This is a genomic window from Methylocystis parvus, from assembly GCF_049675845.1.
Classification (GTDB): domain Bacteria; phylum Pseudomonadota; class Alphaproteobacteria; order Rhizobiales; family Beijerinckiaceae; genus Methylocystis; species Methylocystis parvus_A.
On sequence record NZ_CP187161.1, the window covers coordinates 2,257,088 to 2,280,595 of the forward strand.

Annotated in this window: 17 protein-coding genes; 9 read left to right on the top strand and 8 right to left on the bottom strand. The window is 60.3% G+C overall.

The genetic code is table 11. From position 1 onward, the window contains the following. Positions 1-23 precede the first annotated feature (23 nt). Positions 24-2,564 (top strand): S8 family serine peptidase, encoded by a 2,541-nt coding sequence (locus tag ACPFMJ_RS11690; protein WP_424360191.1) that lies wholly within the window; start codon positions 24-26, stop codon positions 2,562-2,564. Positions 2,565-4,451: 1,887 nt separating this feature from the next. Further along, positions 4,452-6,497 (top strand): S9 family peptidase, encoded by a 2,046-nt coding sequence (locus tag ACPFMJ_RS11695; RefSeq protein ID WP_424360192.1) that lies wholly within the window; start codon positions 4,452-4,454, stop codon positions 6,495-6,497. 206 nt (positions 6,498-6,703) lie between these two features. Here ACPFMJ_RS11695 and ACPFMJ_RS11700 read toward each other — a convergent pair. Together ACPFMJ_RS11700 and ACPFMJ_RS11705 are read right to left on the bottom strand one after the other, a co-directional pair. After that, a protein-coding gene (locus ACPFMJ_RS11700; protein WP_424360193.1) for an IS3 family transposase occupies positions 6,704-7,878 on the bottom strand; the annotation gives its coding sequence in 2 pieces (ribosomal slippage) (positions 6,704-7,614 and positions 7,614-7,878; 1,176 coding nt in all). 403 nt (positions 7,879-8,281) lie between these two features. After that, positions 8,282-9,049, bottom strand: a complete 768-nt coding sequence (locus tag ACPFMJ_RS11705; protein WP_424360194.1) for a methane monooxygenase/ammonia monooxygenase subunit C — start codon at positions 9,047-9,049, stop codon at positions 8,282-8,284. Between ACPFMJ_RS11705 and ACPFMJ_RS11710 the strand changes: the two genes are divergently transcribed. From ACPFMJ_RS11710 to ACPFMJ_RS11725, 4 genes are all read left to right on the top strand, one after another. Then, the gene (locus ACPFMJ_RS11710) at positions 9,042-9,242 is read left to right on the top strand and encodes a hypothetical protein (protein ID WP_424360195.1); all 201 of its coding nucleotides are present in this window, start codon (positions 9,042-9,044) and stop codon (positions 9,240-9,242) included. The genes ACPFMJ_RS11705 and ACPFMJ_RS11710 overlap by 8 nt on opposite strands. A 299-nt stretch (positions 9,243-9,541) precedes the next feature. Next, positions 9,542-9,673 (top strand): hypothetical protein, encoded by a 132-nt coding sequence (locus ACPFMJ_RS11715; RefSeq protein WP_424360196.1) that lies wholly within the window; start codon positions 9,542-9,544, stop codon positions 9,671-9,673. A gap of 476 nt (positions 9,674-10,149) precedes the next feature. Next, the gene (locus ACPFMJ_RS11720; RefSeq protein ID WP_424363850.1) at positions 10,150-10,587 is read left to right on the top strand and encodes a four-helix bundle copper-binding protein; all 438 of its coding nucleotides are present in this window, start codon (positions 10,150-10,152) and stop codon (positions 10,585-10,587) included. Between the two features lie 116 nt (positions 10,588-10,703). Continuing rightward, complete coding sequence (locus ACPFMJ_RS11725) at positions 10,704-11,009, top strand: TonB-dependent receptor plug domain-containing protein (RefSeq protein ID WP_424360197.1); 306 nt, start codon at positions 10,704-10,706, stop codon at positions 11,007-11,009. 593 nt (positions 11,010-11,602) lie between these two features. Here ACPFMJ_RS11725 and ACPFMJ_RS11730 read toward each other — a convergent pair. Then, complete coding sequence (locus ACPFMJ_RS11730) at positions 11,603-12,445, bottom strand: DJ-1/PfpI family protein (RefSeq protein ID WP_424360198.1); 843 nt, start codon at positions 12,443-12,445, stop codon at positions 11,603-11,605. 8 nt (positions 12,446-12,453) lie between these two features. Beyond that, positions 12,454-14,793 carry a TonB-dependent siderophore receptor gene (locus tag ACPFMJ_RS11735; RefSeq protein ID WP_424360199.1) on the bottom strand — a complete coding sequence of 780 codons (2,340 nt, stop codon included), beginning with the start codon at positions 14,791-14,793 and terminating at the stop codon, positions 12,454-12,456. Between the two features lie 222 nt (positions 14,794-15,015). Here ACPFMJ_RS11735 and ACPFMJ_RS11740 point away from each other — a divergent pair, with 222 nt between their 5' ends. Together ACPFMJ_RS11740 and ACPFMJ_RS11745 are read left to right on the top strand one after the other, a co-directional pair. Next, complete coding sequence (locus ACPFMJ_RS11740) at positions 15,016-15,696, top strand: response regulator transcription factor (RefSeq protein WP_424363851.1); 681 nt, start codon at positions 15,016-15,018, stop codon at positions 15,694-15,696. Beyond that, positions 15,693-17,114, top strand: a complete 1,422-nt coding sequence (locus tag ACPFMJ_RS11745; RefSeq protein ID WP_424360200.1) for a sensor histidine kinase — start codon at positions 15,693-15,695, stop codon at positions 17,112-17,114. Before ACPFMJ_RS11740 ends, ACPFMJ_RS11745 begins: the two co-directional genes overlap by 4 nt. A gap of 737 nt (positions 17,115-17,851) precedes the next feature. Here ACPFMJ_RS11745 and ACPFMJ_RS11750 read toward each other — a convergent pair. Then, the gene (locus ACPFMJ_RS11750; protein WP_424360201.1) at positions 17,852-18,487 is read right to left on the bottom strand and encodes a helix-turn-helix domain-containing protein; all 636 of its coding nucleotides are present in this window, start codon (positions 18,485-18,487) and stop codon (positions 17,852-17,854) included. 134 nt (positions 18,488-18,621) lie between these two features. Here ACPFMJ_RS11750 and ACPFMJ_RS11755 point away from each other — a divergent pair, with 134 nt between their 5' ends. Beyond that, entirely contained in the window at positions 18,622-18,954 is a 333-nt protein-coding gene (locus tag ACPFMJ_RS11755; RefSeq protein ID WP_424360202.1) for an integration host factor subunit alpha, read from the top strand. Between the two features lie 31 nt (positions 18,955-18,985). Here ACPFMJ_RS11755 and ACPFMJ_RS11760 read toward each other — a convergent pair whose 3' ends face one another. The 3 genes from ACPFMJ_RS11760 to ACPFMJ_RS11770 form a co-directional block, all read right to left on the bottom strand. Continuing rightward, a complete protein-coding gene (locus ACPFMJ_RS11760; protein WP_424363852.1) occupies positions 18,986-20,125 on the bottom strand; it encodes a DUF3363 domain-containing protein in 1,140 nt (379 codons plus the stop codon). Positions 20,126-20,695: 570 nt separating this feature from the next. Next, a complete protein-coding gene (locus tag ACPFMJ_RS11765) occupies positions 20,696-22,336 on the bottom strand; it encodes an extracellular solute-binding protein (RefSeq protein ID WP_424360203.1) in 1,641 nt (546 codons plus the stop codon). A 269-nt stretch (positions 22,337-22,605) separates the two neighbouring features. Next, entirely contained in the window at positions 22,606-23,502 is an 897-nt protein-coding gene (locus ACPFMJ_RS11770; protein WP_424360204.1) for a cation transporter, read from the bottom strand. Positions 23,503-23,508: the final 6 nt, after the last annotated feature.

Here is a 23,508-nt window from a genome sequence, read left to right on the forward strand (position 1 = left end):
GTCGCATGTTTAGGGTCCCAACAATGCGCGACTTCTCCACACCGACGATTTCGTGGTTCAGTTTTCGCGTCGTCAAATCCGGAGTTGCGGAGATGAGCAGTCTTTCCACAAGGGAAGAGATTTCTGCGAAGCGCCAAATCGGCGCGGGCGACGAGGAGATTTGCATCGCGATTATCGATAGCCGGGCGGATCTCGCGCATCCATGCTTTATCGGCGGACGGCTTGAGGAACTTATGCCGGTCTGGTTGCGATCTGTCATGGGACCGTCCGGCTCGTTGCACGGCACGCATGTCTCCAGCATCATATTCGGCCAGCCTGGCTCGGCGGTTGAAGGCCTTGCGCCACGATGTCGCGGCGTCGTCATCCCTGTCTATGGGGAGACGGCGGCAGGAGAGTTACGGTCTTGTAGCCAGGAAGATTTGGCGCGCGCCGTCTCGCTTGCGCTGGAGGCTGGCGCGCATCTCATCAACATTAGCGGCGGTGAACTCATTCGGGTAGGTGACGCGGATCCGTTTCTCGAGCAAGTCGTCCGCCGCTGCGAACAGCAAAATGTCGTGATCGTCGCGGCGACGGGTAATGAGGGCTGCGAATGTTTGCACATGCCGGCAGCGCTGCCGAGCGTGCTCGCGGTCGGCGCGGCGACCGTCGATGGGCTACCGAGTCCATTTAGCAATTGGGATGAAAGCTTTGCTGAACACGGCGTGTTGGCGCCCGGCGAAAATATACTTGGCGCCATTCCAGGCGGCGGAGTCGCGCGACATAGCGGAACCAGTTTCGCTTGCCCGATCGTCACGGGCGCCGCAGCCCAGATCTTAGGTTTGCAAATAGCGCGCGGCCAAAAGCCGGACCCGAGGGGCGTGCGCGACGCGCTCGTGAAGTCGGCGATACCCTGCAAACCGGAAGAGGATCAGGCTCATTGCGAGCGGATGTTGGGCGGTCGACTCAACGTCGAGGGCGCCTGCGAACTGCTGTTCGAAATTGTAGGAACGGCGGCGTCTGGTCTGCGGGACGGCGTGCGGGGCGACACAGTTCATTCGCCGCGCCCCCTTGGAGGCGGACGCGTGAAGCCGCTTTCGGCGCAAGCCAGTCATTCGACAAAAAGCCATAAGCAAGAGGGCAAAGTAATGGAACGCGTACAATCTCACATCTATCCGCAGCGTGCTCCTGGCGTCGATCAGGGCGCGCTCCCGCAGGGAGCCGACCCGCTCGGCTTGGCCATTGCGCCCCAAGAATCTTGGTCCGCGGGCCACTCGGCGACGCCGTCCCAAACGCAAGCGACGATGGCGGTCGGGCAGTCTGCGACCTTGCAACCGCAACAGACGTCGTGCGGCTGCGGCGGACAAACGCCGCAGCACGGGGCGCTTCCGATGCAACAGGAAACTTATGAGGCGAGGCCCAACGCCTGGCCAGCGGAGCACGCGATCCCTTCTCCGAACCCGCCGCTGATGGCGCCTTCCTATGGCGCCCAAGCGGCTCTAACGCCGGCGCAACGCACGGCGGTGATGGCGGCCTTTCCGGGCGGTCGAGCCGAGACGCGCCCCGCAACGGCTTCTTGTCACGGCGTGACCCCGTCGCAGTCCGCTTACCCGATCCCGATGCCGAATGATTTCATCACCGCGGCGAATTCGCAGCTCGTCTATGTGATCGGCACCCTTGGATATGATTTCATCACCGACGCGCGGCGCGATTATTTCGTGCAGCAGTTTCACGACATGTCGCAGGCCGACGAATTCGCTAAATTCGCGCCGGACCTCGGCCTGACGAGCGATACGATCTATCTACCGGAGGATCACCGGGCGATGGCCGCCTATATGTGCAAAGGTCCTGGCCCGCGCTATCCTAATCGTCCCGCCGGCCGGGCGCCTGAAGATGTGGGCAGCGTGTGCTGGGTGCTGTACCAAGAGAATCAGCCGCTCTATGCGTTGCGGCCGCTTCAGACCCTCTCGCTCGCCGTGTTGAGTGAATTCGCCGACATTTTATACGATCAGTCGAGGCCTGAAACGCTCCCCGTTGATCCCAGGAACAAGCTCGGCGCGAGCACTGTCAACCCGCGCCACTCCGATCGGGTGTCTATCGCCGGTCGGATCATCGGCGACATCACACTCTACAATGGCCAAACGGTTCCAACCCTCGACGTCTCGCTACGCGCCCTCTACAATTGGACCACCGATTTGTTGCTAAAAGACGTTCTTGGTTCAGACGTCGATCCAAAGTCGGAAGAATATCTAGCGCTAAAGAACTTCCTGGATCGAATATACTATGAAGTCCGCAATTTGGGACAGGCGCCGAGCGATCGCGCGATCAATTACCTAACCACGAATATTTTCCAAGCGCGCGAAGCCTTCACCGGAGCGCTCAAGGAGCATCTCGAGCTCGATAGCGTCTATGCGGAAAAGAGCCCCCTGTGCCGACCAAAGTCCGACTGCTGGGATGTCGTCATGCGGTTTTTCGATCCAAGAAATCGGCTCCAGCGCGCGTTGGAGGAATATCGCCTCACTGTGGACGTGAACGACATCTCGCCGGTTGGAATCGGCTCGCTGCGCAGGTGGTCGCGCTTCGCCTGATCGACCGATAGAGGCCATTGCCGATTGCCGCAAATGGCCAAACGCAATCCTTGGGCGATGTCCCATCGCCCGACGGACGGCAGGTCCGGCTGCCGAAGGTGGGCGCGTCAAAGCGACCCCACTAGCTGGGCGAAGTTGATATCTCTGACATCTGAGGAGAATGAGATGAAACGACCGAAGCAACTCCCGGCGGTTGAGCGCAAAACAACCAAAACCGCCTCGGCGCCCGCGGGGGCGAATGTTGGCCCCTCCTTTGACTGGGGTTCGCTGATTCCGGTTGCCCAGAGCCTTATTGGAGCTCTTTAGCGCTTATGGGTGGGCGAACCAAAGTGTTGCCCACCCTACTTACCCTGACGCTCCGCCGCCAAGCTTACCAAGCAAGGCGACGTCAAACGGAGAGCCAACGATCGTTCACTCTTTGCCGAACGATCACGCCTCGACAATTAATGGAGAATTTCAATGAAACGACCGAAGCAACTTCCCTCTGTCGATCGCAATGCGAAAAGAACCGCTTCCGCGCCAGCGGGGAGCTCGGTGGGGCCGTCTGGCTTCTGGGATGTCCTCGGAACCGTCGCGAAGGTCGGATTGCCGATCGCCATCGGCGCGCTCTGATCGCCACAGAGCCGAGCCGCTTCTGCCAACAAGCGGCTCGTCCACCAGGCGCTGCCGCCCTATTTTCGCGTCGACCGTCTCTTTTGGCGAGGAGCGAAGCGCAGCCGGGTGTCGGCGTTTTTCTAGCGGCGAGCGCGCCTCGGGCAATCTGATCAAACTGGCGAAGAGGAGAGACGCAATGAAACGGCCAAAGGCTTTACCGACTGCGGAACGCCGTTTCAAAAAGACGGCGGCGCCGGCGGGAACGCGCGTGAGCGCCGCCACTGATTGGCAAAAGATCTTCAGTCCGCAACAGTGGTGGGCTGAAAATGGCGGCATCGTCGCCCGTCCGCTCGGGTCGTAGCGTTTAAAGTTGTTTGCGCTCGCACGACGAAGCCCATGATCGCCACAATCAAACCCAGTCGACTTTTCTGTAAAGGAGGACTCTGATGAAACGGCCAAAATCTCTCCCCACAGTCGAGCGCAACGTCACGATTTCGGCGTCCGCCGCCAAATCCCCTGGCGTCATCGCGTCGACCTTAGTCGGAAAGAAGCCGTCGCCCGCCTGCCGAGGCATCGCGGGATATGGCTGCCGGTAGAGCGAGGCGCCTTGCGCGACCAAATTTATGATCGCGCAATGGTCGGCGCGCCCCGGACTAACCCTGTCGCTCCAAACCTAGTGGTGAATGGATAAGCCCCGCGCGCCGGGCCGCGAGCGCGCGCAATGCGATGTCAATTGGCGCGCGGGGTTGAGACGAGCGTTCCGCACATAGCAGGCGCGCTGAATTAGCAATCGATGAGGTGATGGACCATGGCCAATCCCCCAAACGTCGGTAATGACGAAAAGCTCTTCGCGAGGTCCTTCAGTAAGGCCGCCCTCGTCACGGGAGAAGTCCCCAATGTTGGCGTTGCGCCTCCGCCGTCGGCGTCGAGCAATCTACGATTGCCCAGGGCGATGAAGCCCGCCCCCAAGAATTTTACAGAATCTGACGAAAAGATCAGCGTCAACGCGGCTCTCACCGAGCGGCCAACGCAAAGTTGGCTCTCCGCCAAGACAGGAATCCCGCCGCTCGGAGCGGGGCAGCCCGTTCGAGTGCGCATCATCCGTTAGTGGGCGCGCTCAACGCGAACTGAACCTGCGTTCAATTTGGCCGAGTGGCTCTGAACTGAGGCCCCGACCCTACGGGCTCCGCGAAGAAATCGGTGGCGCCACGCGCCGCCGTGCGTCGGTACTCGACGAGCGTCATCCTGAAGGGTGAAGCTGGAAGGCGGGCGTCAATTCAAGCGAGTCAATTCATGTCGTCATCGCCCTGCCCCCCTTCGCCGAACGAAGTTCGCCTCGAAAATGCATTGCACAGCTGCTCGGCGGATCCATATGCTTGGTTGCGCGATCGCGACGATCCGCGCGTGCACGCGCATATCGAGGCTCAAAATGCGCGGACGGACGCCTTCTTGGCGAGAACCGCGCCGCTACGCGGGCGGATTTTCGAAGAAATGCTCGCGCGCGTCGATTTGGGCCGCTGCTCTCCGCCCGTCCCTCACGGCCCTTATGAATATTTCAGCCGCTTTGAGGAAGACAAGGCTTACACGATTCATTGCCGCCGACGACGCGTCAGCGGCGAACCCGAGGAAATAATCCTCGACGAAAATCTTCTCGCCGAAGGACATGGCTATTTCTCGCTCGGCTTTCTAAGCGTTAGTCCCGATCACGAGCGGTGTCTTTTCGGCGTCGACACGCGTGCGGATGAGCGCTTCGCCTTATTTGTCCGATTTCTCGCCAATCCGGCTATCAGCGTCGCAATCCCCGGTAGTTATGGAAGCGCGCTATGGAGCAATGATCGACAAATATTCTATTCGGTTCGTCTGGATGCCTATAACCGGCCATTTCAACTTGTTCGCCATCGAGTCGAGGGAACATCAATCTTCGAGGAGAACGTCTTTGAGGAGAAGGATGCAGCGTATCAATTGCGACTCAGTCGAACTGACGACGGACGCTTTCTAATTCTGACATCCTGGGCTCACGATACGACGGAACTGCGCTACTTGGATGCAGATGACCCAAATGCAACCGTGAAATTACTTTTCCTTCGCAGAAACGGGGTCGAGGCCTATGCCACGCATCACGAGGAGGGGTTTTACATCGTCACGAACGAGGGCGCGTCGACTAGCCGTATCCTGACAATACCGCCTAAAAATCAGCGCTTAGAGAGGCGTATTTTCAGGAACGCCCGCGCGGACGTCGAGATCAACTGGATGCAGGCCTTCGCCAAGCATATCGTCATTTGCGAAAGGCGCCGCGGTCTCCCCACGCTCCACGTCGTCGACATGCAGACCAATGAAGATCACGTCGTTGATCTGCCCGAGTCCGTCATCGCGCTTTATCCAGAGGACAACCGAGAGTTCGAGACGGAGATTTTTCGGTTCGGCTATAGCTCGTTTGTAACGCCATATACGGTTTTCAACTATGACATGGCGCATCGCCGCCTTGACATGCTGCAGCAGTCGGCCGTCGCGGGTTACAATCCGACCGCTTACGCATCCGAGCGGATACTCGTTCCGACAGAGGACGGCGTCAACGTCCCAATGTCCTTGGTCTATCGTAAGGGAAGACGTAACGACGGCTCCCACCCCGCCCTCCTCTATGGTTACGGGGCATACGGCTTTCGCCTGGAGGCGGAATTTTCATCCCTAAGGCTAAGCCTGCTCGATCGAGGCTTCGTCTATGCGGTCGCACATGTTCGCGGCGGCGGCGAACTCGGCCGCGACTGGCATGAACAAGGCCAAGGGCGGCTCAAACAAAACAGCATTGGCGACTTCATCGCTTGCGCGGAATATCTTATCCGCGAAGGCTTCGTCCATCCCGGTCGCCTCGGCGTGATGGGCGAGAGCGCAGGCGGCCTGCTGGCCGCGGCGGCCATCAATCAACGACCAGAATTGTTTTCCGCAGTTGTTACGGATGGGCCGTTCGTCGACGTGATTAACACACTCGCAGACGAAACCTTGCCATTTACAATGTCTGAATGGAAGGAGTGGGGGAATCCATCCATTGCGGAGGACCGGGCTTGGCTTCAATCCTACTCTCCTTATGAAAATGTCCGCAGGCAGGCATATCCCTCAATTTTAGTCTTTTGTTCCCTCAATGATCCACGGGTTCCCTATTGGGAGGCTCTAAAGTGGGCCGAACGCATTCGTGAAATGAGCTCTGAGCCCGCGGGCATTCTGGTGAAGGTGCGCTTGGACGGCGGACACCAGGGAATGTCGGACCGATTCGCAGAAGTCGAGGAGTGGGCGTCGATATATACTTTTCTCATCGAGCGATTGACTGCAAGCGTCGGCGCATGACGCCAGGGGCAATTGGAGGCTCATTTTGGCTGGCTTTGGCGTCCAAGGTCTGCGGTCGCCGATTCGACCAAGGCCCTAACCAGCCATAGTCGAACGTGCCGGACAGGAGGCTTCACTCCCGTCCAACGGCCTTGAACGTCAGAATAACACAAACCAGCAGGGACACGGCGCCTGGCCGGCCCCCATGGGGTGCTCCAGTTTGAATGTTAGTTCATGACCGGCCTCTGGGCTAGCCGCTGAGCGCCCGGCGGAGCTGGTCGGGGTGGCGCAGCCGGGCGCTCAGCGAGCAACACCGGCGGCGCGGGCGGTCGATATCCAAGCGACGAATGCGGACGCACCTCGTTGTAATGCCGTCGCCAGCTTTCGATCACGATCCGGGCCTCCTTCAGTGAATAGAAGATTTCGCGGTTGAGCAGTTCATCGCGGAGCTTTGAGTTGAAGCTCTCGCAATAGCCGTTCTCCCAGGGACTGCCGGGCTCGATGTAAGCGGTCTTCGCCCCGACCGCGGCGATCCAATCCTGCTCCGCCTTGGCGATGAACTCGGGTCCATTGTCGGATCGAACATATCCCGGCGCGCCGCGCAGGATGAAGAGATCTGACAACACATCGATCACCGCCATCGAGTTGAGCTTGCGATCGATGCGGATCGCGAGACATTTTCGCGTGAACTCGTCGATGACGTTCAGCATACGGTATTTGCGCCCCTCATGCGTGCGGTCCTCGACGAAGTCATAAGACCAGACATGGTTCGGCGGTTCAGGGCGCAGGCGGATGCATGACCCGTCATTGAACCATAGCCGCTTTCTCTTCGGCTGCTTTATCGGGACCTTCAGCCCCTCTCGTCGCCAGATACGCTCGACACGCTTGACGTTGACCGCCCAGCCAGCCGCGCCCAACAGCGCTGCGATCCGACGATAGCCGTAGCGTCCATATTGGAGCGCCAGAGCAATGATGTCGGCCGTCAGCGCTGTCTCGTCGTCGGACGTCCGGGGTGTCTGTCGCTGCGTCGATCGATGCTGGCCGAGCACGCGACAGGCGAGCCGTTCGGACACCCCAAACCGCTCCTTCACGCGCTCGACGCAGATCCGGCGGCGAGCGGGGCTCACCAGTTTCCCGACGCCGCCTCCTTCAGGATCAGCTTTTCCAGCGTCAAATCAGAAACAGCCTTCCGAAGGCGAGCATTCTCCGCCTCGAGGTCCTTCAGCCGTTTCACCTGGTCGCTCTTCAGCCCGCCATATTCCTGGCGCCACCGGTAATACGTAACCTCCGTCACGCCTATCGAACGAGTGGCTTCCGCCACCGACTGACCCTGCGACGTCAGCACGTCGACCTGGCGCAACTTCGCGACGATCTCTTCGGGCTTGTGACGCTTTCTCCCCATCTGAAAACCCTCCTCAAAGGCTCAAAAGCCATACTTCAGGATGGAGCACTTTTCAGGGGGCAGACCAACGCTCAGCCGTTTCGCTCACCTGACATGCACTAAATCCGGGTAGGGACGATCGTTCCAGCGTGTCCATCGATAATCGGCGGCTCTAACCTTCAAAATTTGAAGACTTGGACGCGGAGAAGGCCATTGACGCAAAGGATCTTTCGAACGTTCGAAAGACCCCGCCTGATTTCGCAGGCGGGGCAAGTTTACGAGGGAGTTCTCCGAGCGGACCGAGGAGCGGGCCGCGCGAAGCCATATTGCGCGCTCACACGCGCGAAATGTTGGCCGGCGTCGGCGCGAGGGGGCGCCGACGCCGACCCGGAGATGCGCGCGGGGTTCTTGCGCGCATCGCCGATCAGCGTCGGCGCAGTTCGTCGAGGAGCTCCGCGCCAAGGAGTTCGCGGAGGCGACCAAGAATTTGAAGCGCAACGCCAAATATGCCGAGCGACATCCAGCCGAAAAAGACGAAGCCCCAATGCAGGGGGCCGGCGAAGCCCTCGTCCATTGACCAGGAGGTGTGACCCCACTCGTTGAACCCGACATTGGGAATCGTCATGAAGACGCCGACGACCAGGACGAGGAAGGGCAAGGAATATCCCTTCGCGAAGGATGGGAGGCGCGTTTTGGCATAGAAAAAGGCCCCCATGCCGATGATCGCAAAGAGTGGGTACGAAATATAAAAGGTGACGATATTGCTGGGCGTGAAGTCCGTGTCGCGCACCGCCGTCATGTGCCAGACAGCCGTCTGCTCGGAAAAGAAGCTGAGCCCCCAGAACAAAGCCAGCGAAAACAAGACGAGCCACTGAACGAGATACAGAAGGCGTCGAAGCTCAAGCGCTGGAGTTAGCTTTGCGAACTCTCGATCCCGCGTCCGCCAGAGATAGGCGACGAGTCCAGCGGCGCCGGCAAATGAACCAACAGCAGACAGTTTAAGGAGGCTGGTCCAGTAGATTTGAAACTCTGGCGAGAAGGAATCGAGGCCCGCGTTCCAGGCAAAGAGCTGCTCATAGAGGCGCAGGAAAGCGACAAGCAGGCTTAAGCTCAGGACCCCCAAAAGCAGGGGCCTCGTGTCGAGAATGCGCGCCGCGCGTGTGTCGGCAGCGGCGGATTTTGCGATGCTCATTGATGTCTCCATGATTGGGGATGACGCGCGGATGCTGACCCGCACGCTGACGGTCGCGCGGTTAAGCGGCGACACGCTCAAACGTTCGTTGTTTCGAATGAGAGGAAGCGATTTTCCTCGCTGTGATGAGACGCATGCTCGCGATCAGCGCAGGCTTACCGCTAACGGCAAACCCGGCGCGGCCGGCCAATAAGGCGCGGTCGCTAAGCTGAAAGCGATCTCTCGTCGAACGGGGGCGCGCGGGGAGACTGAGGGGCGCCCTTTGGATCAATCCGCAGCGTCGAGGCGAATGCAATTCCGGCCCAGCTATCAACTAAGTCCGGAAAATCCTGCGGATCAATCGCAACTTGTCGATGGGGAGGCGGCGCGCCGACGATCCCGCAATGCAGGATGCAGCATCCGCTATGTTGATGGCGCGGGCCTGGAAGCGCAGGCGGAGCTTGCCCATCTCGGGTGTCCTGCGAGGAACACAAAACCCCGAGATCGGCGCCAATGCCGGCCGATGCCGCGACGAAAGCGGCCTGTGCAAACATCATCACTGCGACAAATAATATCGCCGCCGCGCGCGGTTTCCCGCTATGCCGCCAGAATGGATCCACCGCCGCCGCCTTTGGTTCCATCTGAAACGCTAGAGACCGTCGGAAATGCGGTCAAGCAATGCGCCTCAACGCTTCATGCGGCGAATCGTCTCATAAACGCGTTCGCCGCCGCCAATTCGTTGGACAAGCGTGGGCGCCGGTTTAACGGTCGCCCATTTCTCCTTCAGAGGGAGAAGCGCTTGTCTAGCGAATTGCGCGTCAATGGAAATTGAACACTTGATGCGCAGAGTATGATCCGCCAGGCGGCGGCGGCGCTTTCACGGCAGCCAATATTTTTGTTGCCCGCGCCGCAAGCTCGGGATGGCTTGAGCGGCGAATGGTCTGGGAGACAACACGCCCGCACTCCCCAATTTTAAACGTCACCTCGACCGAACCAGGCTCGCGCGCCAACGTATTGGGCGTGTGCCGTCGTATCTCAGTTCCGACAAGGCGCCCATAGGCCGCTTGCGAGCGGGCATCGACTTTTGTCGCTGTCTTCTTGTCTTTCTGCTTTTCTCCCTTATGGAACGGCGTGAATTCATCACAACCCTTGGCGTGGCTGCTGCCGTTACTTCCGTTTCCTCCGCACTGGCGGAAGAAGGCGGCAAAGGCGCCGCACATCACCATCCGCCTCTCTACAAGGCGCTGTCGGACGCGCGCGCGAAATGCGTCCTCGAAGGAAATAATTGCTTGCGCCATTGCTTTGGCATGTTGTCGATGGATGACGCGAGCATGGCGGACTGCACCAAGGCCACTTACGACGTGATCGCCGCCTGTGGCGCATTGGAGTCTCTGGCTGCGGTCAACTCGCCCCACACGCCCGCCTTCGCCAAAGTCGTGTACGAAGTCTGCACAGCCTGCAAAAAGGAATGCGACAAGTTCCCGCAAGTGGACGAGTGCAGGGATATGGGCGCGTCATGCAAAGCCTGTGCGGAAGAATGCAAAAAGATGGGCGCATAACGCGGTTGCTTACGAGCTCGAACCGCCCGCCCCTTGAATCCGCGTGCGCGCCATCTTTCTCGCGAATTCGCACGAAGGCGAGTATTGATCCCGCGAAGTGAGAGGAGGGACCGGAGATGACTGCCTGTCGCGCCGCTCTCATATGTGCGGTGGCGGTGTTGCTCGGCGACGGTGCGGTCGCCGAGACACTGATCCGCCGTGAAAAATCGCACCCACACCGAATGTCTTTGCCGACCGAGTTGGCGTCCAATAGCAGCTATATGGTCCCCTATGTCACCGGACCAACGGGCGCAAAATATTCCATTATGGAGCTGCCGGGCAGCGCCACGGTCGTATCTCGTCAGGTCATTGAGGACCAGCGGGCTACGACGCTTGGTCAGGCTCTCAGAAATGTCTCGGGGGTTACGGTGCGCGGCCGTTGAGGACCGCGCGCTCGTTGTTTGCTCTATCGCGAATGCGGCTCCGTGACGATCGTCCGCTTGCGATAGCCAAGATGTCGCCTAATCTAAAACTTTCCCGCCAGCTTCTTCGCAAGCCTTCTCCGACTCCGTGAACACCCAACCCTGAGCTTTACAGGCATTCATGCCTTTGCAGGCGTTCTTCGGGGTATGGCAGTCGGACTTTCCTTTGCAGCTGTTCGCTCCAAGGCAATGGACTTTTGCGGTGGTTGCCGCAGTGACGGGAATTACTCCGCCAGCTAGAACAAGCGATACGGCGGCGACTGCACCAAGGCCTCCTACGACGTTGTCGCCGCTTGCGCAGCGCTGGAGTCTCTGGCGGCTACGAACTCGCCTCACGCGCCCGCATTCGCGAAGGTCGTCGCCGAAATTCGCCTCGCCTGCAAGAAGGAGTGCGACAGGTTCCCGCAATATGCCGAGTGCAGCGATATGGGCGAGGCCTGCAAGGCCTGCGCAGATGAGTGCAAGAAGGCGGCGTAGTCGGGCCTCGATTCAGGCCGCGCGTTATCGCGCGGCCAACGATGCGACGAACACACCTGGGCTGGCGCGCTGCACGCTCATAAGGTCTTTGATTTTGCGTAGGCCGCTGCGGCGGCGAGACGCATGTCTTTTCTCAGCCCGACGAACATGCCGTCGATCATCCGGGTCACGTCTTTGGGCGCAGTGTCAGGCTCTCCCGCGTGAAAGGGCGGATCGGGCGCATATTGTGCGAGAAGCTGCACGCCTTGGGCGTATTTTTCGTCGCGTAGCTGAGCGACGAGCGACAGCGCGAAGTCGAGCCCGGCGGTGACGCCTTCCGCAGTGATGCGATTGCGGTCCTGCACGAAGCGCCCTTTAGCCGGGGTCGCGCCGAATATGGGAAGAAGCGGCTTCGTCACCCAATGCGACGTCGCGCGGTAGCCATCGAGCAGGCCGGCCGCGCCGAGAAGCATCGAGCCGGTGCAGACCGATGTGACGAATTTCGCCTTGCGGCCGGCGTCGCGGATGAAAGCGATCGTGGCGTCGTCGCGCATTGCCGCGAGCGTTCCCTGCGAGCCGCCCGGCACGCAAAGAATGTCGAAATCGAGCTTTGCGTCCTCGAACCGCAAGGAAGGCGTGAAGACGAGCCCCGTGTCGCTACGGATGGGATCGAGTGATTTGGCGACGATATCGATCTTCGCGCCCATGAGATTGGCGAGCATATATTGCGGCCCGACCATGTCGAGCGCGGTGAAGCCGGGATAGATTAGAAAGGCGATCCGTTCTTTTCCCATCCAGTTCGCAGGCATGTCCGACATATCGTGCTTCGGTATTGGCTCTGCGGGCTTGACTTCAGCTGCGACGGCCTCCGCGCCGCTCGCCAGCAAAGCGCCAAAGGCCGCGATCACTTCCCCGAGTTGACGCCGATCAAGTTCAATCATCGTCGCTCCTACATGCGCACCGACAGGTTGGCGAAGAAGGTCCTTCCCTCGCCCGGCATGACGCGACCCGCGAGATAAGGATACTGCACGAAATATTGCTGATTTCCGAGATTCTTGCCGCTGATCGAGAAGGTGAAGTTCTCGTGTTTGAAGGTCAGGGATGAATCGAAGGTGATGTAGCCACTCGTCTTCCAGGGCCGACCGATTTCGATGACAGTTCCCGACGCGGCGTAGAGTCCGGCGCCAAAGGACCAACCTTTGAAGAAGCCATCAAAGGCGTAGTTGCCCCAAAAGCGTCCCGAATCCGGCGGCGCGAGATTGAGCGGCGCGTTCTGGAAGCGCGGATTTTCGTCCTTCGACACTTTCGCGTCGATGTGGGCGTAGCTGGCGAGGAAAGACAAATTCGACAATGGCTGCCAGACGAGATCAGCCTCGAAGCCGTGCGAATGCCATTCTCCGGATTGCCGTTGAGTGAGAGAGCCCGGCGGAGTCAACGGCACGTTGGTGCGTTTGAGGTCGAAATAGGCGAGCGTGCCAGACAGGCCCATCGGCCCGTCGAGCTTGACGCCCGCTTCCCATTGTTCGGAGCCTTCTGGCTTTGGGGCGACCCCGGCCGCGCCGTTGAAGAAGGTTACGGGTCGCAGCCCCTGCGCATAGCTGCCATAGACCGACAGCCAATCGGTGACGTCGAGCAGCGCGCCGACGCGCGGCAGAAACTGCGTCGTGCTGGAATTGAAACGCGTCGGCGGGGTGACTGCAGCTTCCGTCGAGAGGATATCGATGAAAGCGACGCGGCCTGCGGCGAGAATATGAAGACGGTCGAAGACCGTCGATTGAAGCTGCGCGGTGACTCCGGCGTTCTGGTAGCCATTATCGAGACGACTGAAGATCGTATAGAAGTCCTGGCCGGGAAGCGGATAGACGTAAGGCAGGAAGAAGGGCGCCCGATAGTCGATCAGGATCGGATACAGCGGAGCGAAAGCGCCGAAGCCCCAGAAATCCAGAATGCTCTTGATATTCGGATCCGGCGGCGTGGCATTGGCGGTCGATAGATAGCCTTGATCCCATACTTTGTTGAAATCGCCTCCGAGCAGCAGCTTGTTCTTGGTCGGCCCCGCATCGAATTTGGCGGTCACATTCGACGTCACGGAGACTTCCTGCGTTTGCTCCTTGAGGATGGTGTTGGCCACATAGAATTGGCTCGGACCGCCAATGACTCCCGGGCCGCCCAGGAGCGGCAGCAGCGGGTCGATGTAGAAAGTCGGCTCGTTGCCGAAGCTCGTCTGGGACGGCTCATATATGCTCGACGACGAGAAGCGGGCGCTGGTGAAAGTCGAGAAGGTCTCGTTGAACTTGTGGTCGAAGCGCACCGTGACGCCCGACGACTTCGTTGTGGTCGCCGGCAGGCCGGGATTGGCTAGAAAGGTGGTCGGCCGCACGGAATAGTAGGTGCGATCGATCGTCCCGATGGCGGGGAGCCCCGGGTAATCCGGCTGATCGCGCCGGGAAATGAAGCCCTGCACGATCAACGACGTGGCGTCTGTTGGCGTGAATTTGATCGTGGGGTTGATCGTGTAACTGCGACGGCGGATGACATCGATATTCGAGCGCGTCGTCTCATATTGCGCGGTCAGCCGAAACATCAGGCTCTTAGTTTCGAAGAGCGGCTGATTGATGTCGATATAGGGACTCGCATAGGCGTAGCCGCCACCGCGTATCCCCGCCTCGGCGAAGCGTTCCGGCGTCGGCAGCTTCGAGACGATATTGACGACGCCGCCGACCGGGCTCTGCCCGCCCTGGAAAAGAATGCTCGCGGGACCCTTGATGACCTCGACGCGCTCGACATTGGCGAGGAGATCGCGAACGCCATAGTCGTAGTAATTGGGCAGGCCGTCGATATACCGCTCGGCGCGCATGCCTCTCAGGCTCGGCCCAATGCCTCCGGGGTAGACGGGCGACACCGGCTGAAGGCCCGAAACGTTCCGAAATACCTCAGCTTGCGAGATAGCCTGCTGGTCGTCGATGACCTTTCGCGGGATGACCACGATTGACATCGGCAGCTCTTTGATCGGCGTCTCGAACCGCGTGGCCCGGGACGTCAGCGCCTGGTAGCCGCGCACGGGTCCAGCCGTGGTTTGTTGGATTGGAGGTCCGTTCTCAATCGGGGACGGGGCTGCCGGCGCGCCATTGGCGGGGCCGGTCGGTCGGGCGGCGGCCCGCTGCGCGCCGCGCCGTGCGCCGGCGCCGACATCGATCGTCGGTAGATTTTGCTGGGCGAAGGATTCGCCCGTCAGAAAGAAAGTCAGCGCGCAGACGCTGGCATTCCTGAACAAGTCGCGGTTGAGCAAGGTGGCCTCCTGTACTGCTCGCGCGTCGGCTTTGCGTGCCGTCGGAAGGCTGTTTAGGAGACGAAACTTTCATGGAGATAACGTGGGCCGAGCCTGCGAAGACTTTGCTGCGCTGTTGCAAATTTATCATATATGGCGTTAGGCTCCCGCCAACCCGCTTGCGGCGGAGCGAAAAATGTTGAACCCATTGAGCACGTGCGGGCAACCGCGCGCACACGAATCATGCGCGTCCTTTTGATCGAGGACGAACCGGAGATGGCGCGAGCGCTCGGCGTTCGCCTTGGCCGCTCCGGTTTCATCGCCGATTTTGTCGGTGGAATCGAAGAGGCGCGCGCAGCCTTGCAGTGCCATCACTACGCCCTGGCGCTCGTCGACCGTCGATTGCCGGATGGAGATGGTCTAGAGCTTCTTCCCGAGATCAAGCGCTCTCAGCCCGGCATTCGCGTTCTCGTCCTGACCGCGTTCCACGCCGTCAGTGACCGCATATCCGGTCTTGACGCGGGAGCCGACGACTATCTTGCCAAGCCATTCGATCTCGACGAATTGATGGCGCGAATCAGGGCATGCCTGCGTCGGTCCGACGTCGAGAGCGTGCCTCCCGCGACTCTTGGCGCGCTCTCCTTTGACTTTGTCACGCACCAGGTATCGGTCAACGGCGTTACGCTGGTCCTGCACCGACGCGAACTCGCCTTGCTCGAAGCGCTGATGCGAAATGCGGGCAGGCTCGTTTTGCGGGATCAGCTTCATGAGGAAGTTTATGGATTCGAGGACGAGGTTCAAATGAACGCTCTGAACATCCTGGTTTCACGGCTGAGAAAGAAGCTTGAAGAGTTCAACGCCGGCGTGGAAATTCACGCGGCGCGCGGCATTGGGTATATGATGACCAAGGCTAGGCTGGCGTGAGGCGTTCGCTATCGTTTCGGCTGGTCGTCTGCCTCGCGGTCGCGCAATTCCTCGCAATCGTTTTTCTTGTTCCGTTTATCGAATTCTTTGTGTCCGTGTCGGGCTTGACCAAGAATTCGCCCATCGCGCCGGACGCCTGGGGCGCCTATCGCATGCGGGCGCTGGTGGTAGACTCGATCAAGCAAATGCCGGGCGGCGACGTCATCATCGAACCGACGGCTGCGCTTCGACACTATGTGAGGGAGAATATTCAGGCGCGCTACGCTGTCTTCGACGTCGCAGCCAGGCGGGCGCTTTCGGGCTCTTCTCCGGAGCTCGTCACAGCGTTGAATTGTCTCGATCATATAGACGCGTTCTCAATCAAATTTCATCTTGCCGACGATCCAGACATGCGCTCGCAGGGAAATCTGACCCTCGTTCAAACGCCTTTCGGAAATTACGCCGTCGCGATTTATGGCTATCGTTTCTCTTGGGCTGACCTCTCCGAGGCGGCGAAGGTCTTCTTGTCGCTGCACACCGCGCTCGTCATCGCGCCAGGCATTCTTGGCGCGGCGCTGCTTGCCTGGCTTGTCGTGCATCATGGGCTGATGCCCCTGCGCGTTGCCGCCGACGATATCGCCTCGATCGATGTCGACTCACTCGATCGACGGCTGTCGGCTGACGGGGCGCCCAGAGAGATCGCGCCCTTCATAGAGGCTGTGAACCGGGGCCTGGAAACCCTCGACAAAGGCGTCACGGCGCAGCGACGCTTCGCCGCCAATGTCGCGCATGAATTGCGCACGCCAATCGCCATCATGCGCGCCCATGCGGATAACCCGGACGATCAGACCTTCCGGCGCGACATGCGCAGAGACATTCGAAGGATGCAAACGATCGTCGAACAATTGCTGGCGTCGACCAATCCTCTGGTACGAAGCCGATCGGCGCCGGGAGAGATCGATCTCGGCGCCACGGTGCTGGCGCTTGTCGCCGATTACACGCCCCTGATCGTTGAAAACGGGCGACGGATCGAATTCGAGGCTCCCAAGCAACCTATTCGCGCGAAGGTCGACAAATGGGCGCTCGAATGCGTCGTGTCAAACCTTCTGGATAATGCGCTGCGCGCCGAGCCGGAGGGTGGCGTCATCGTGATTCACGTCTCAAATGGAGCCGTCGTCGAGGTCATTGATCATGGTTCGGGGATTCCCGCCGAGGATCGGGATCGGATTTTCGAACCCTTCTGGCGGCGCGATACGAGAGGCAGAGGCGCCGGCATCGGTCTGGCGATTTCCAAGAGCCTGACGGAAGTTATGGGCGGGTCGCTCTTTGGCTTCGACACGGCCGGCGGCGGCGCGACCTTTCGGCTTGTCTTGCGACAGGCGGAGCCCGCCATGGATGAGGATAGAGCTGCATCATTGGGCGCTTGCAATGAGCATTAGCCTTTCCAGCTAGACTGGCGACGCTTTCCCGGACAATCCCGGCGTTACAGCTCACACCCACCTGGTCGGCGGCCGCGCGCTACGCGCAGCGTAAGAACGACGGCGGGCTACGACGCTTGATCAGGCTCTCAGAAACGTCTCGGGGGTTACGGTGCGCGGCCGTTGAGGACCGCGCGCTCGTTGTTTGCTCTATCGCGAATGCGGCTCCGTGACGATCGTCCGCTTGCGATAGCCAAGATGTCGCCTAATCTAAAACTTTCCCGCCAGCTTCTTCGCAAGCCTTCTCCGACTCCGTGAACACCCAACCCTGAGCTTTACAGGCATTCATGCCTTTGCAGGCGTTCTTCGGGGTATGGCAGTCGGACTTTCCTTTGCAGCTGTTCGCTCCAAGGCAATGGACTTTTGCGGTGGTTGCCGCAGCGACGGGAATTACTCCGCCAGCTAGAACAAGCGATACGGCGGCGACAGCGAGCGCTGCACCATAGCGCGTCGCGCCTCGAATGATCTCGTCAGGCGGCGCTCGCTCGATGGCTCGCGTGAAGGCGCCGATCGCATCCCTCAAGGCGACTTTTTTCGGATAGGCGCGCCAGAAGGCGTCGAAGGCGTTCGCCGTGCTTTGCGCGTTTCGTTGCGATGAGAGTCGATAAGAAAGATCATAATTAGATTCTTTAATTAAGATCGGGGTAACGGGCGTTGCCCCTTTCCGGAACGCCAGTTGCCCCTTTTTCGAACCGGGGTTACCCCTTTTCTCGTGGACAGGAGCGACGGCCGTTACCCCCTTTTTCCTTCGTCGAGAGAAGCGTTCCTTGCGCCATTTGGCGGCAGGCGCTTTCTTGGCCTTCGTGTCGATCCGCTGTGACGGCGCGCGCCTCTTTGACGATCCAGCGATAGCGGTTCGTTCTGCCGCGACCGGTTTCGAACTCGACGGAAAGATGACCGCGTTCGGTCAGGCGTCGAATGACCTTCTTGATCCCGTTCTCGGTGACGCGACATTTTGCGGCAAGATGCGCGATGCTTGGCCAGGCGAAGCCTTCCCGTTCATTGACGAGATTGGCCAGTGCATAGGCGAGCATGAAGGCGAGGGGCGTGAGTTCTGCGTCAGAATGCACGTGTTCGAGCCAGAGAAACTTGTCGCGATTGAACTGGCCGGCGGCGCGGTCTGGCTTCTCGCGGTCGCAGATCGGATCAGGCTGCCCGTTCGGTTGTGACAGGCGGCGATCTGGCGAAGGAGGGAGCGAGCGATCTTTCTGCATACGGCAAAGATCGGATGAACCGGGATCGATCAGAATGGCGGAAATGGCGCAAAGCGCCCCTGGCGAAGGGCCTCGCGCGAAGACAGGCAATCGGCGACCAGGGCGCGGCGACGGAGCCATGCCTGCGCGGTTGCCAAAGGCGCGCGGCGCGCCTAATCGTGAGTTGTCCCAACAAAATCGTCTTATGGAGTGGCGGCCATGAAGATTTTGATCGGCGGGCGCGTTGCGACGGATCTGTTGCTCGGAGCGCCCGCATGCTGAAAAGAATCGAACAAACCCAAACCCTTACGCGCCAGGATTTGCGAGCGGCGGTTTATGAGTGCTGTCCGCAGCTCTCGCGGGCCGAGGCGCGCGACATTTTCGACGCCACGTTTGACGAACTCGCCGCCGCGTTTTTGCGCGGCCAGTCCGTCAAGTTGCGAGGCTTTGGCTCATTCAACCTGCGCGAAAAGCGTCCGCGCATCGGTCGCAATCCCAAGACCGGCGTCGAGGCGGTGATCAGCGCGCGGAAGGTCCTAACCTTCCATCCCTCTCCAACCCTCGTCGCCCGTGTGAACGGATGGAGCGAGGGACAATCGCGCGATTGAGCGGAGCCGGGGCGCGGTGTTGGCGCGGAGATCAAAGACCGAGCCCGCGCTTGCGGCTAAAGGTCCAGTCGACCCCGCTTTCGCGCATGACGCCGGAGATGTGCTGATCGAGGCGCTTGTCGAGGACGGGGTGCCAGGGGACAAGGCTGAAGCCGAGGCCATCCTCCAGCATGGCGAAGCGCCCGCTGGCGAGCTGGGTCGCGCCGACGAGCTTGCCGGTTACGGTCTTGGCTTCGTTGAAGGCCAAGCCGCGCTCGCCGGCGATCGCCCGACCGACACGGGCGACTTCGGCGCGCTCCAGACGGGAGAGCAGATCGCTGGGCGCGCGAAAGCCCTCCCCCGGTCGTCCGCTGGCGTAACCCCTCTCAATGAGCGTCCGCTTGCGGCGCTCCAGAGCGCTCGCCGTGTCGCGGCCAAAGCCGGCCTGGGCCATCGGCGTCCGGCTCGTCGACGTCAGCTCCCGATCGAGCCAGGTCGCGCCGTCGCTGCCAATCTGGGCTTCGAGGTCGAGCGTGGAGAGGATGCGCACGGAAAGGCCGTCGCCGCCCCGGCTGAGATCGTAGCGCATGCCCCGCTCGGCGATGTCCTCCGGGATGCGCCAGGCGTCGGCGTCGAGGCGGTCGACATGGCCAGCCCGGCGCATCGCCTCCAGACGGCGGACATGGAAACGGACGAAGGCGTCCGGGTCCTTGCCCTTGCGCGTAAAGCTGTCGCGGAAGCGGTCGAGATGACGGCTCGGCCGGTAGAGGCCGCCTTCGCCCGCGGCGACGATGGCGATGTTGCGATCCGCCGCCCTTGGCTCGGCGACGACGGGCGCCGCCTCGACGATCATCCCCCGGCGAATATCGTCAAGGGCCTCGGCCTTGGCGAATTCGAGGTGATGGATGCGGCCGTCGACGCCATCGACGATCAAATAAAGCCGCTCGCACATCTCGTCGCCGGCCAGTCCCTTGCCGAGGACGCGGCCGACGATCGGCGCGCCGACGCGATCGCCGTGAAGGAGATATTGGTCCGCCCCGCGTTGCTCGGCGAGGCCATGATCAGAAAGCGCCCGGTGCATCGTCTTGATGATGTCGCCGCGCTCGCCGAGCGCCCGCAGGGTCGCCTCGGCCTTGTCGACGATCGCCCAGCGTCCGGGCTCAATCTCGCTGGCGAGGCCATACTTCGCCAGCCGCTTCGCCCGGCGTCAGCCGTCAATCTGCGGTTGCTCTGCCGTTCTGTCGACTCTCGAGCCGCAGCCCATGTGATCTCATGTCTCGACTTCTAGCCTCGACCGACTATCCGTAATGCCCGGCTTTGACGCCTGCACGTTCGCCGAAAGGGGAACTCGCTACCATCGATCCACATTCGATGCATGATCACGGCAAGCCTCCATGCCACTGCGACGACCGCCGCTTATGACCACGTTTTGCTGCGATCCTGGCACCCCAAGCCTTTATGGCACAACATCGTTTCGAGCGCACTAGCATCGCGCTGGCAGCCGCAAAGAGTGCCGTGAGTGGCCGCCAATGTCGATCATCTAGCCGCTCTGAATGAGTTGGACGTCAGCTCGAATTGCGTTCTTCGCTTGCGGAATTTTGTTGCTCGTCAATCATTGTGCTGAATGTTCTTTCGACGTGTTGGCCTCTGTTCGAAAGCAGTCATGACTCCGTAGTGAGATCCCGCCTTTGGCGCGTCGACCGCTGCTCCCCAGTCAGCGCGTCTCATACATTGAATGTTCCTCAGTGCGGGAAGCGGGCTCCTAGTCGTTACGAATTTCTTCGCTTTTCCACCACCACTGCTCAAGCGTGAAACCGAACGGATACATCGGGTAATGCGGGAGATATGAAGGCCGCCCGAGCGTAGCCGTATGAGCGGTCCAAATTTCGTCGACAAAAAACAGCGGAACGAAATAAAAGCCCGAGAGCAACGCCCGATCGAGTGCGCGCGCCGCATCGACATGCTCTTCCGGTGTCTTCGAAGCGACGAGTGCCTCGACCAGCGCGTCCAACGCGGGCGATGAGGCTCCGGCGAGATTGGTTCCTTTTTGCTTGTCCAGACTCCCGGAACTCCATCTTCCGGCCTGCTCGGCTCCCGGAACGGCGGCGGGCAGCCATTGGCCGATCATCATGTCATATTCAAACTTCCGCCGACGTTGCTGATACTGCGTCTCGTCATATAGTCGGGGCTGCGCGATGATTCCGATGCGCTTCAGTGACGCCGCAAAATTCAATGCAAGCCGCTCTTCGTCGCGGTCGCGGATCATAATCTCGAATGCGACCGGTCGGCCGTCTTTTTCCAACCCCTTGTCGGTCAGCTTGTAGCCGGACTGCGAGACAAGCTGGATGGCTCGCCTCGCGATTTCGCGATCACGTCCGCTGCCGTCATGTATGGTGGGGCGCCAGCTACCATCTAGCGCATCTTTTCGAACCGTGTCGGGGAAGCGCGCGAGCAGCTCGCGTTCTACCTCGCTGGCGGGACGGCCGGATGAAGAAAAGGGCGACCCTTCGAAATAGCTTGTCGTTCTCTTGTAGAGGCCGACGTAGAAATTGGCGTTGACCCATTCGAAATCGAACATCATCGCCATGGCTTCACGCAGCGCGACGTCTTCGAAAAGCTTGTTGCGGAGATTAAAGACGAAGCCAGACATGCCAATCGGCCGTCCCGGGCGCAGCGTATCCTTGACAATCCTTCCGTCTCGTAAGGCGGGAAAGTCATATGCCGCTAGCCAGCGCGCGGCGCTCGCTTCTTCCCGATAATCGATGAGGCCACCCTTCAATGCTTCAAACAGAGCGCCGCCGTCCCGATACCAGGAGACATCGATCTCATCGAAATTATAGAGTCCGCGTTGGGTCGGGATATCCTTTCCCCAGTAATCCGCATCTCGCGCCAGAACGAGACGCTCGCCAGCTTTCGCTTCCTTGACAGAGTACGGACCGGAGCCGACTGGAATATCCATTCGAACATCGTCGAAATGCGTGCTGTCGACCGCTGTCTTGGAGAGGACCGGCATCGCCGCCAGCAGCAGCGGCAATTCGCGGTCTGCGCCTTTGCCCAAATTAAAGCGGACAGTATGGGCGTCGGTTGCTTCGCTGCCCGTCACGCGCGAGAAGGCCTCGCGTTGACCGGGGCGGCCTTTCGCCTTCAAGAGCTCGAAGGAGAATAAAACGTCTTCCGCGGTAATTGGCCTGCGGTCGGAAAAGCGCGCGCGTGGATCGAGGCGAAAAACAACATATTCCCGCTCGCGTCCGAGTTCCACCGACTGTGCAATGAGCGCATACATGCTATAGGGCTCATCCTGCGACCGAGCCATCAGGCTTTGATAGACATTCCCGATGAGCAGCTGCGGCGCCGCAGCGAATTTGAGATTGAATGGATTGAGGCTCTCGTAGCCGCCTGCCATTCCGAGCCGCAACCGCCCCCCTTTTGGCGCGCTCGGATTGGCGTAAGGCAGATGATCGAAACCAACGGGAAGCGCCGGTTCGCCATAAAGGGCGAGCCCATGCTTTGCCGCTTCGGCCCCCGAGGCCTGCCCAGAAAGCGTGATAAGACAAGTGATGAGCGCAAAGGCGGCCGGCAGCCATTTGAAAGGAAACGCAAGCAAGGTGCGCGTTGGATGACGGCGATCACGCATGGCGTTTCCTTGTTGATCAACTTCGATAGCTTACGCTCTTACCGACCAAACAGGGCGCGCCATCGGCGCGAAAGGCACCCCTGCTGAGGGATGTCGTCAAGTTCCAGCAACTTCAAGCCGTCTACGGCGAGACTGTCGATCTCGCGGCGCGTCAGCGGCCGCCACGGCGTGGTCTGAGGCTCATTTGCTTCCCGCGCGGAGGAAATTATGAGCAGGCGCCCGTTGGGCGCGACCATCGATGCGAGCGCCTTTGCCGCGTCCGCCGTCAATTCATCTCGAAGGGTCTGCAACGTATAGCATTCATGCACGAGATCGAAAGCGCCGATCCACTCAGGCGGGGGCGCGAAAAGATCGGCGACGCGGTAGTCGACAGCGCTATGGGGGAAACGCTGCTTCGCCCATGCGATGGCGCGGTCAATATAGTCGAAAGCGCTGACGCGAGCCCCGGCGGCCGACAAAGCCTCCGCATTGTCGCCGAGCCCACAACCGACGTCGAGCGCACGCTTGCCGTCAATGTCCTGCCGTGCCAGCCAATCCGTAAGCAGGGAGTTTGCGGAAAGCGCCGCCCAGGGAATGTTGGCCTCGTCGTCGCCGGCGAGTTCATAGACCTTCGTAAACCATTGATCTCCCTTTGGGTCGCTAGGATCTCCGTCTGGCTGCATGTGCGGGTTCATCGCGTTCAGCCGCTCCCGAGCCATCGTCCGGCGCGCAAAGAAATCGGCGTCGGTCTCCTGCACGACGCTCGCCTTGTATCCGGCCTTGTCGATCGCGGAGAGAAGCGCATGCAAATCAGCAGGGGCTGGGTCGATCGACACCCGCTTCGCGGGTAGATCAACGGATACGTCCGCGTTGAACTTCAGGGCGTGCACGGCCTCGACGACATGCTGTGCACATCCTTTGCAATGCATATTCTCTACAAACAGGACGATCGGCATTATCCG

What these genes read in the sequence shown, in the direction of transcription:
- ACPFMJ_RS11770 (WP_424360204.1), bottom strand. Translation starts at nt 23,502, where the DNA reads ATGCCGATCGTCCTGTTTGTAGAGAATATGCATTGCAAAGGATGTGCA.
- ACPFMJ_RS11750 (WP_424360201.1), bottom strand. Translation starts at nt 18,487, where the DNA reads ATGGCTCCGTCGCCGCGCCCTGGTCGCCGATTGCCTGTCTTCGCGCGA.
- ACPFMJ_RS11715 (WP_424360196.1), top strand. Translation starts at nt 9,542, where the DNA reads ATGCCGGCCGATGCCGCGACGAAAGCGGCCTGTGCAAACATCATCACT.
- ACPFMJ_RS11720 (WP_424363850.1), top strand. Translation starts at nt 10,150, where the DNA reads ATGGAACGGCGTGAATTCATCACAACCCTTGGCGTGGCTGCTGCCGTT.
- ACPFMJ_RS11755 (WP_424360202.1), top strand. Translation starts at nt 18,622, where the DNA reads ATGCTGAAAAGAATCGAACAAACCCAAACCCTTACGCGCCAGGATTTG.
- ACPFMJ_RS11730 (WP_424360198.1), bottom strand. Translation starts at nt 12,445, where the DNA reads ATGATTGAACTTGATCGGCGTCAACTCGGGGAAGTGATCGCGGCCTTT.
- ACPFMJ_RS11690 (WP_424360191.1), top strand. Translation starts at nt 24, where the DNA reads ATGCGCGACTTCTCCACACCGACGATTTCGTGGTTCAGTTTTCGCGTC.
- ACPFMJ_RS11695 (WP_424360192.1), top strand. Translation starts at nt 4,452, where the DNA reads ATGTCGTCATCGCCCTGCCCCCCTTCGCCGAACGAAGTTCGCCTCGAA.
- ACPFMJ_RS11765 (WP_424360203.1), bottom strand. Translation starts at nt 22,336, where the DNA reads ATGGCAGGCGGCTACGAGAGCCTCAATCCATTCAATCTCAAATTCGCT.
- ACPFMJ_RS11725 (WP_424360197.1), top strand. Translation starts at nt 10,704, where the DNA reads ATGACTGCCTGTCGCGCCGCTCTCATATGTGCGGTGGCGGTGTTGCTC.
- ACPFMJ_RS11710 (WP_424360195.1), top strand. Translation starts at nt 9,042, where the DNA reads ATGCTCATTGATGTCTCCATGATTGGGGATGACGCGCGGATGCTGACC.
- ACPFMJ_RS11705 (WP_424360194.1), bottom strand. Translation starts at nt 9,049, where the DNA reads ATGAGCATCGCAAAATCCGCCGCTGCCGACACACGCGCGGCGCGCATT.
- ACPFMJ_RS11740 (WP_424363851.1), top strand. Translation starts at nt 15,016, where the DNA reads ATGCGCGTCCTTTTGATCGAGGACGAACCGGAGATGGCGCGAGCGCTC.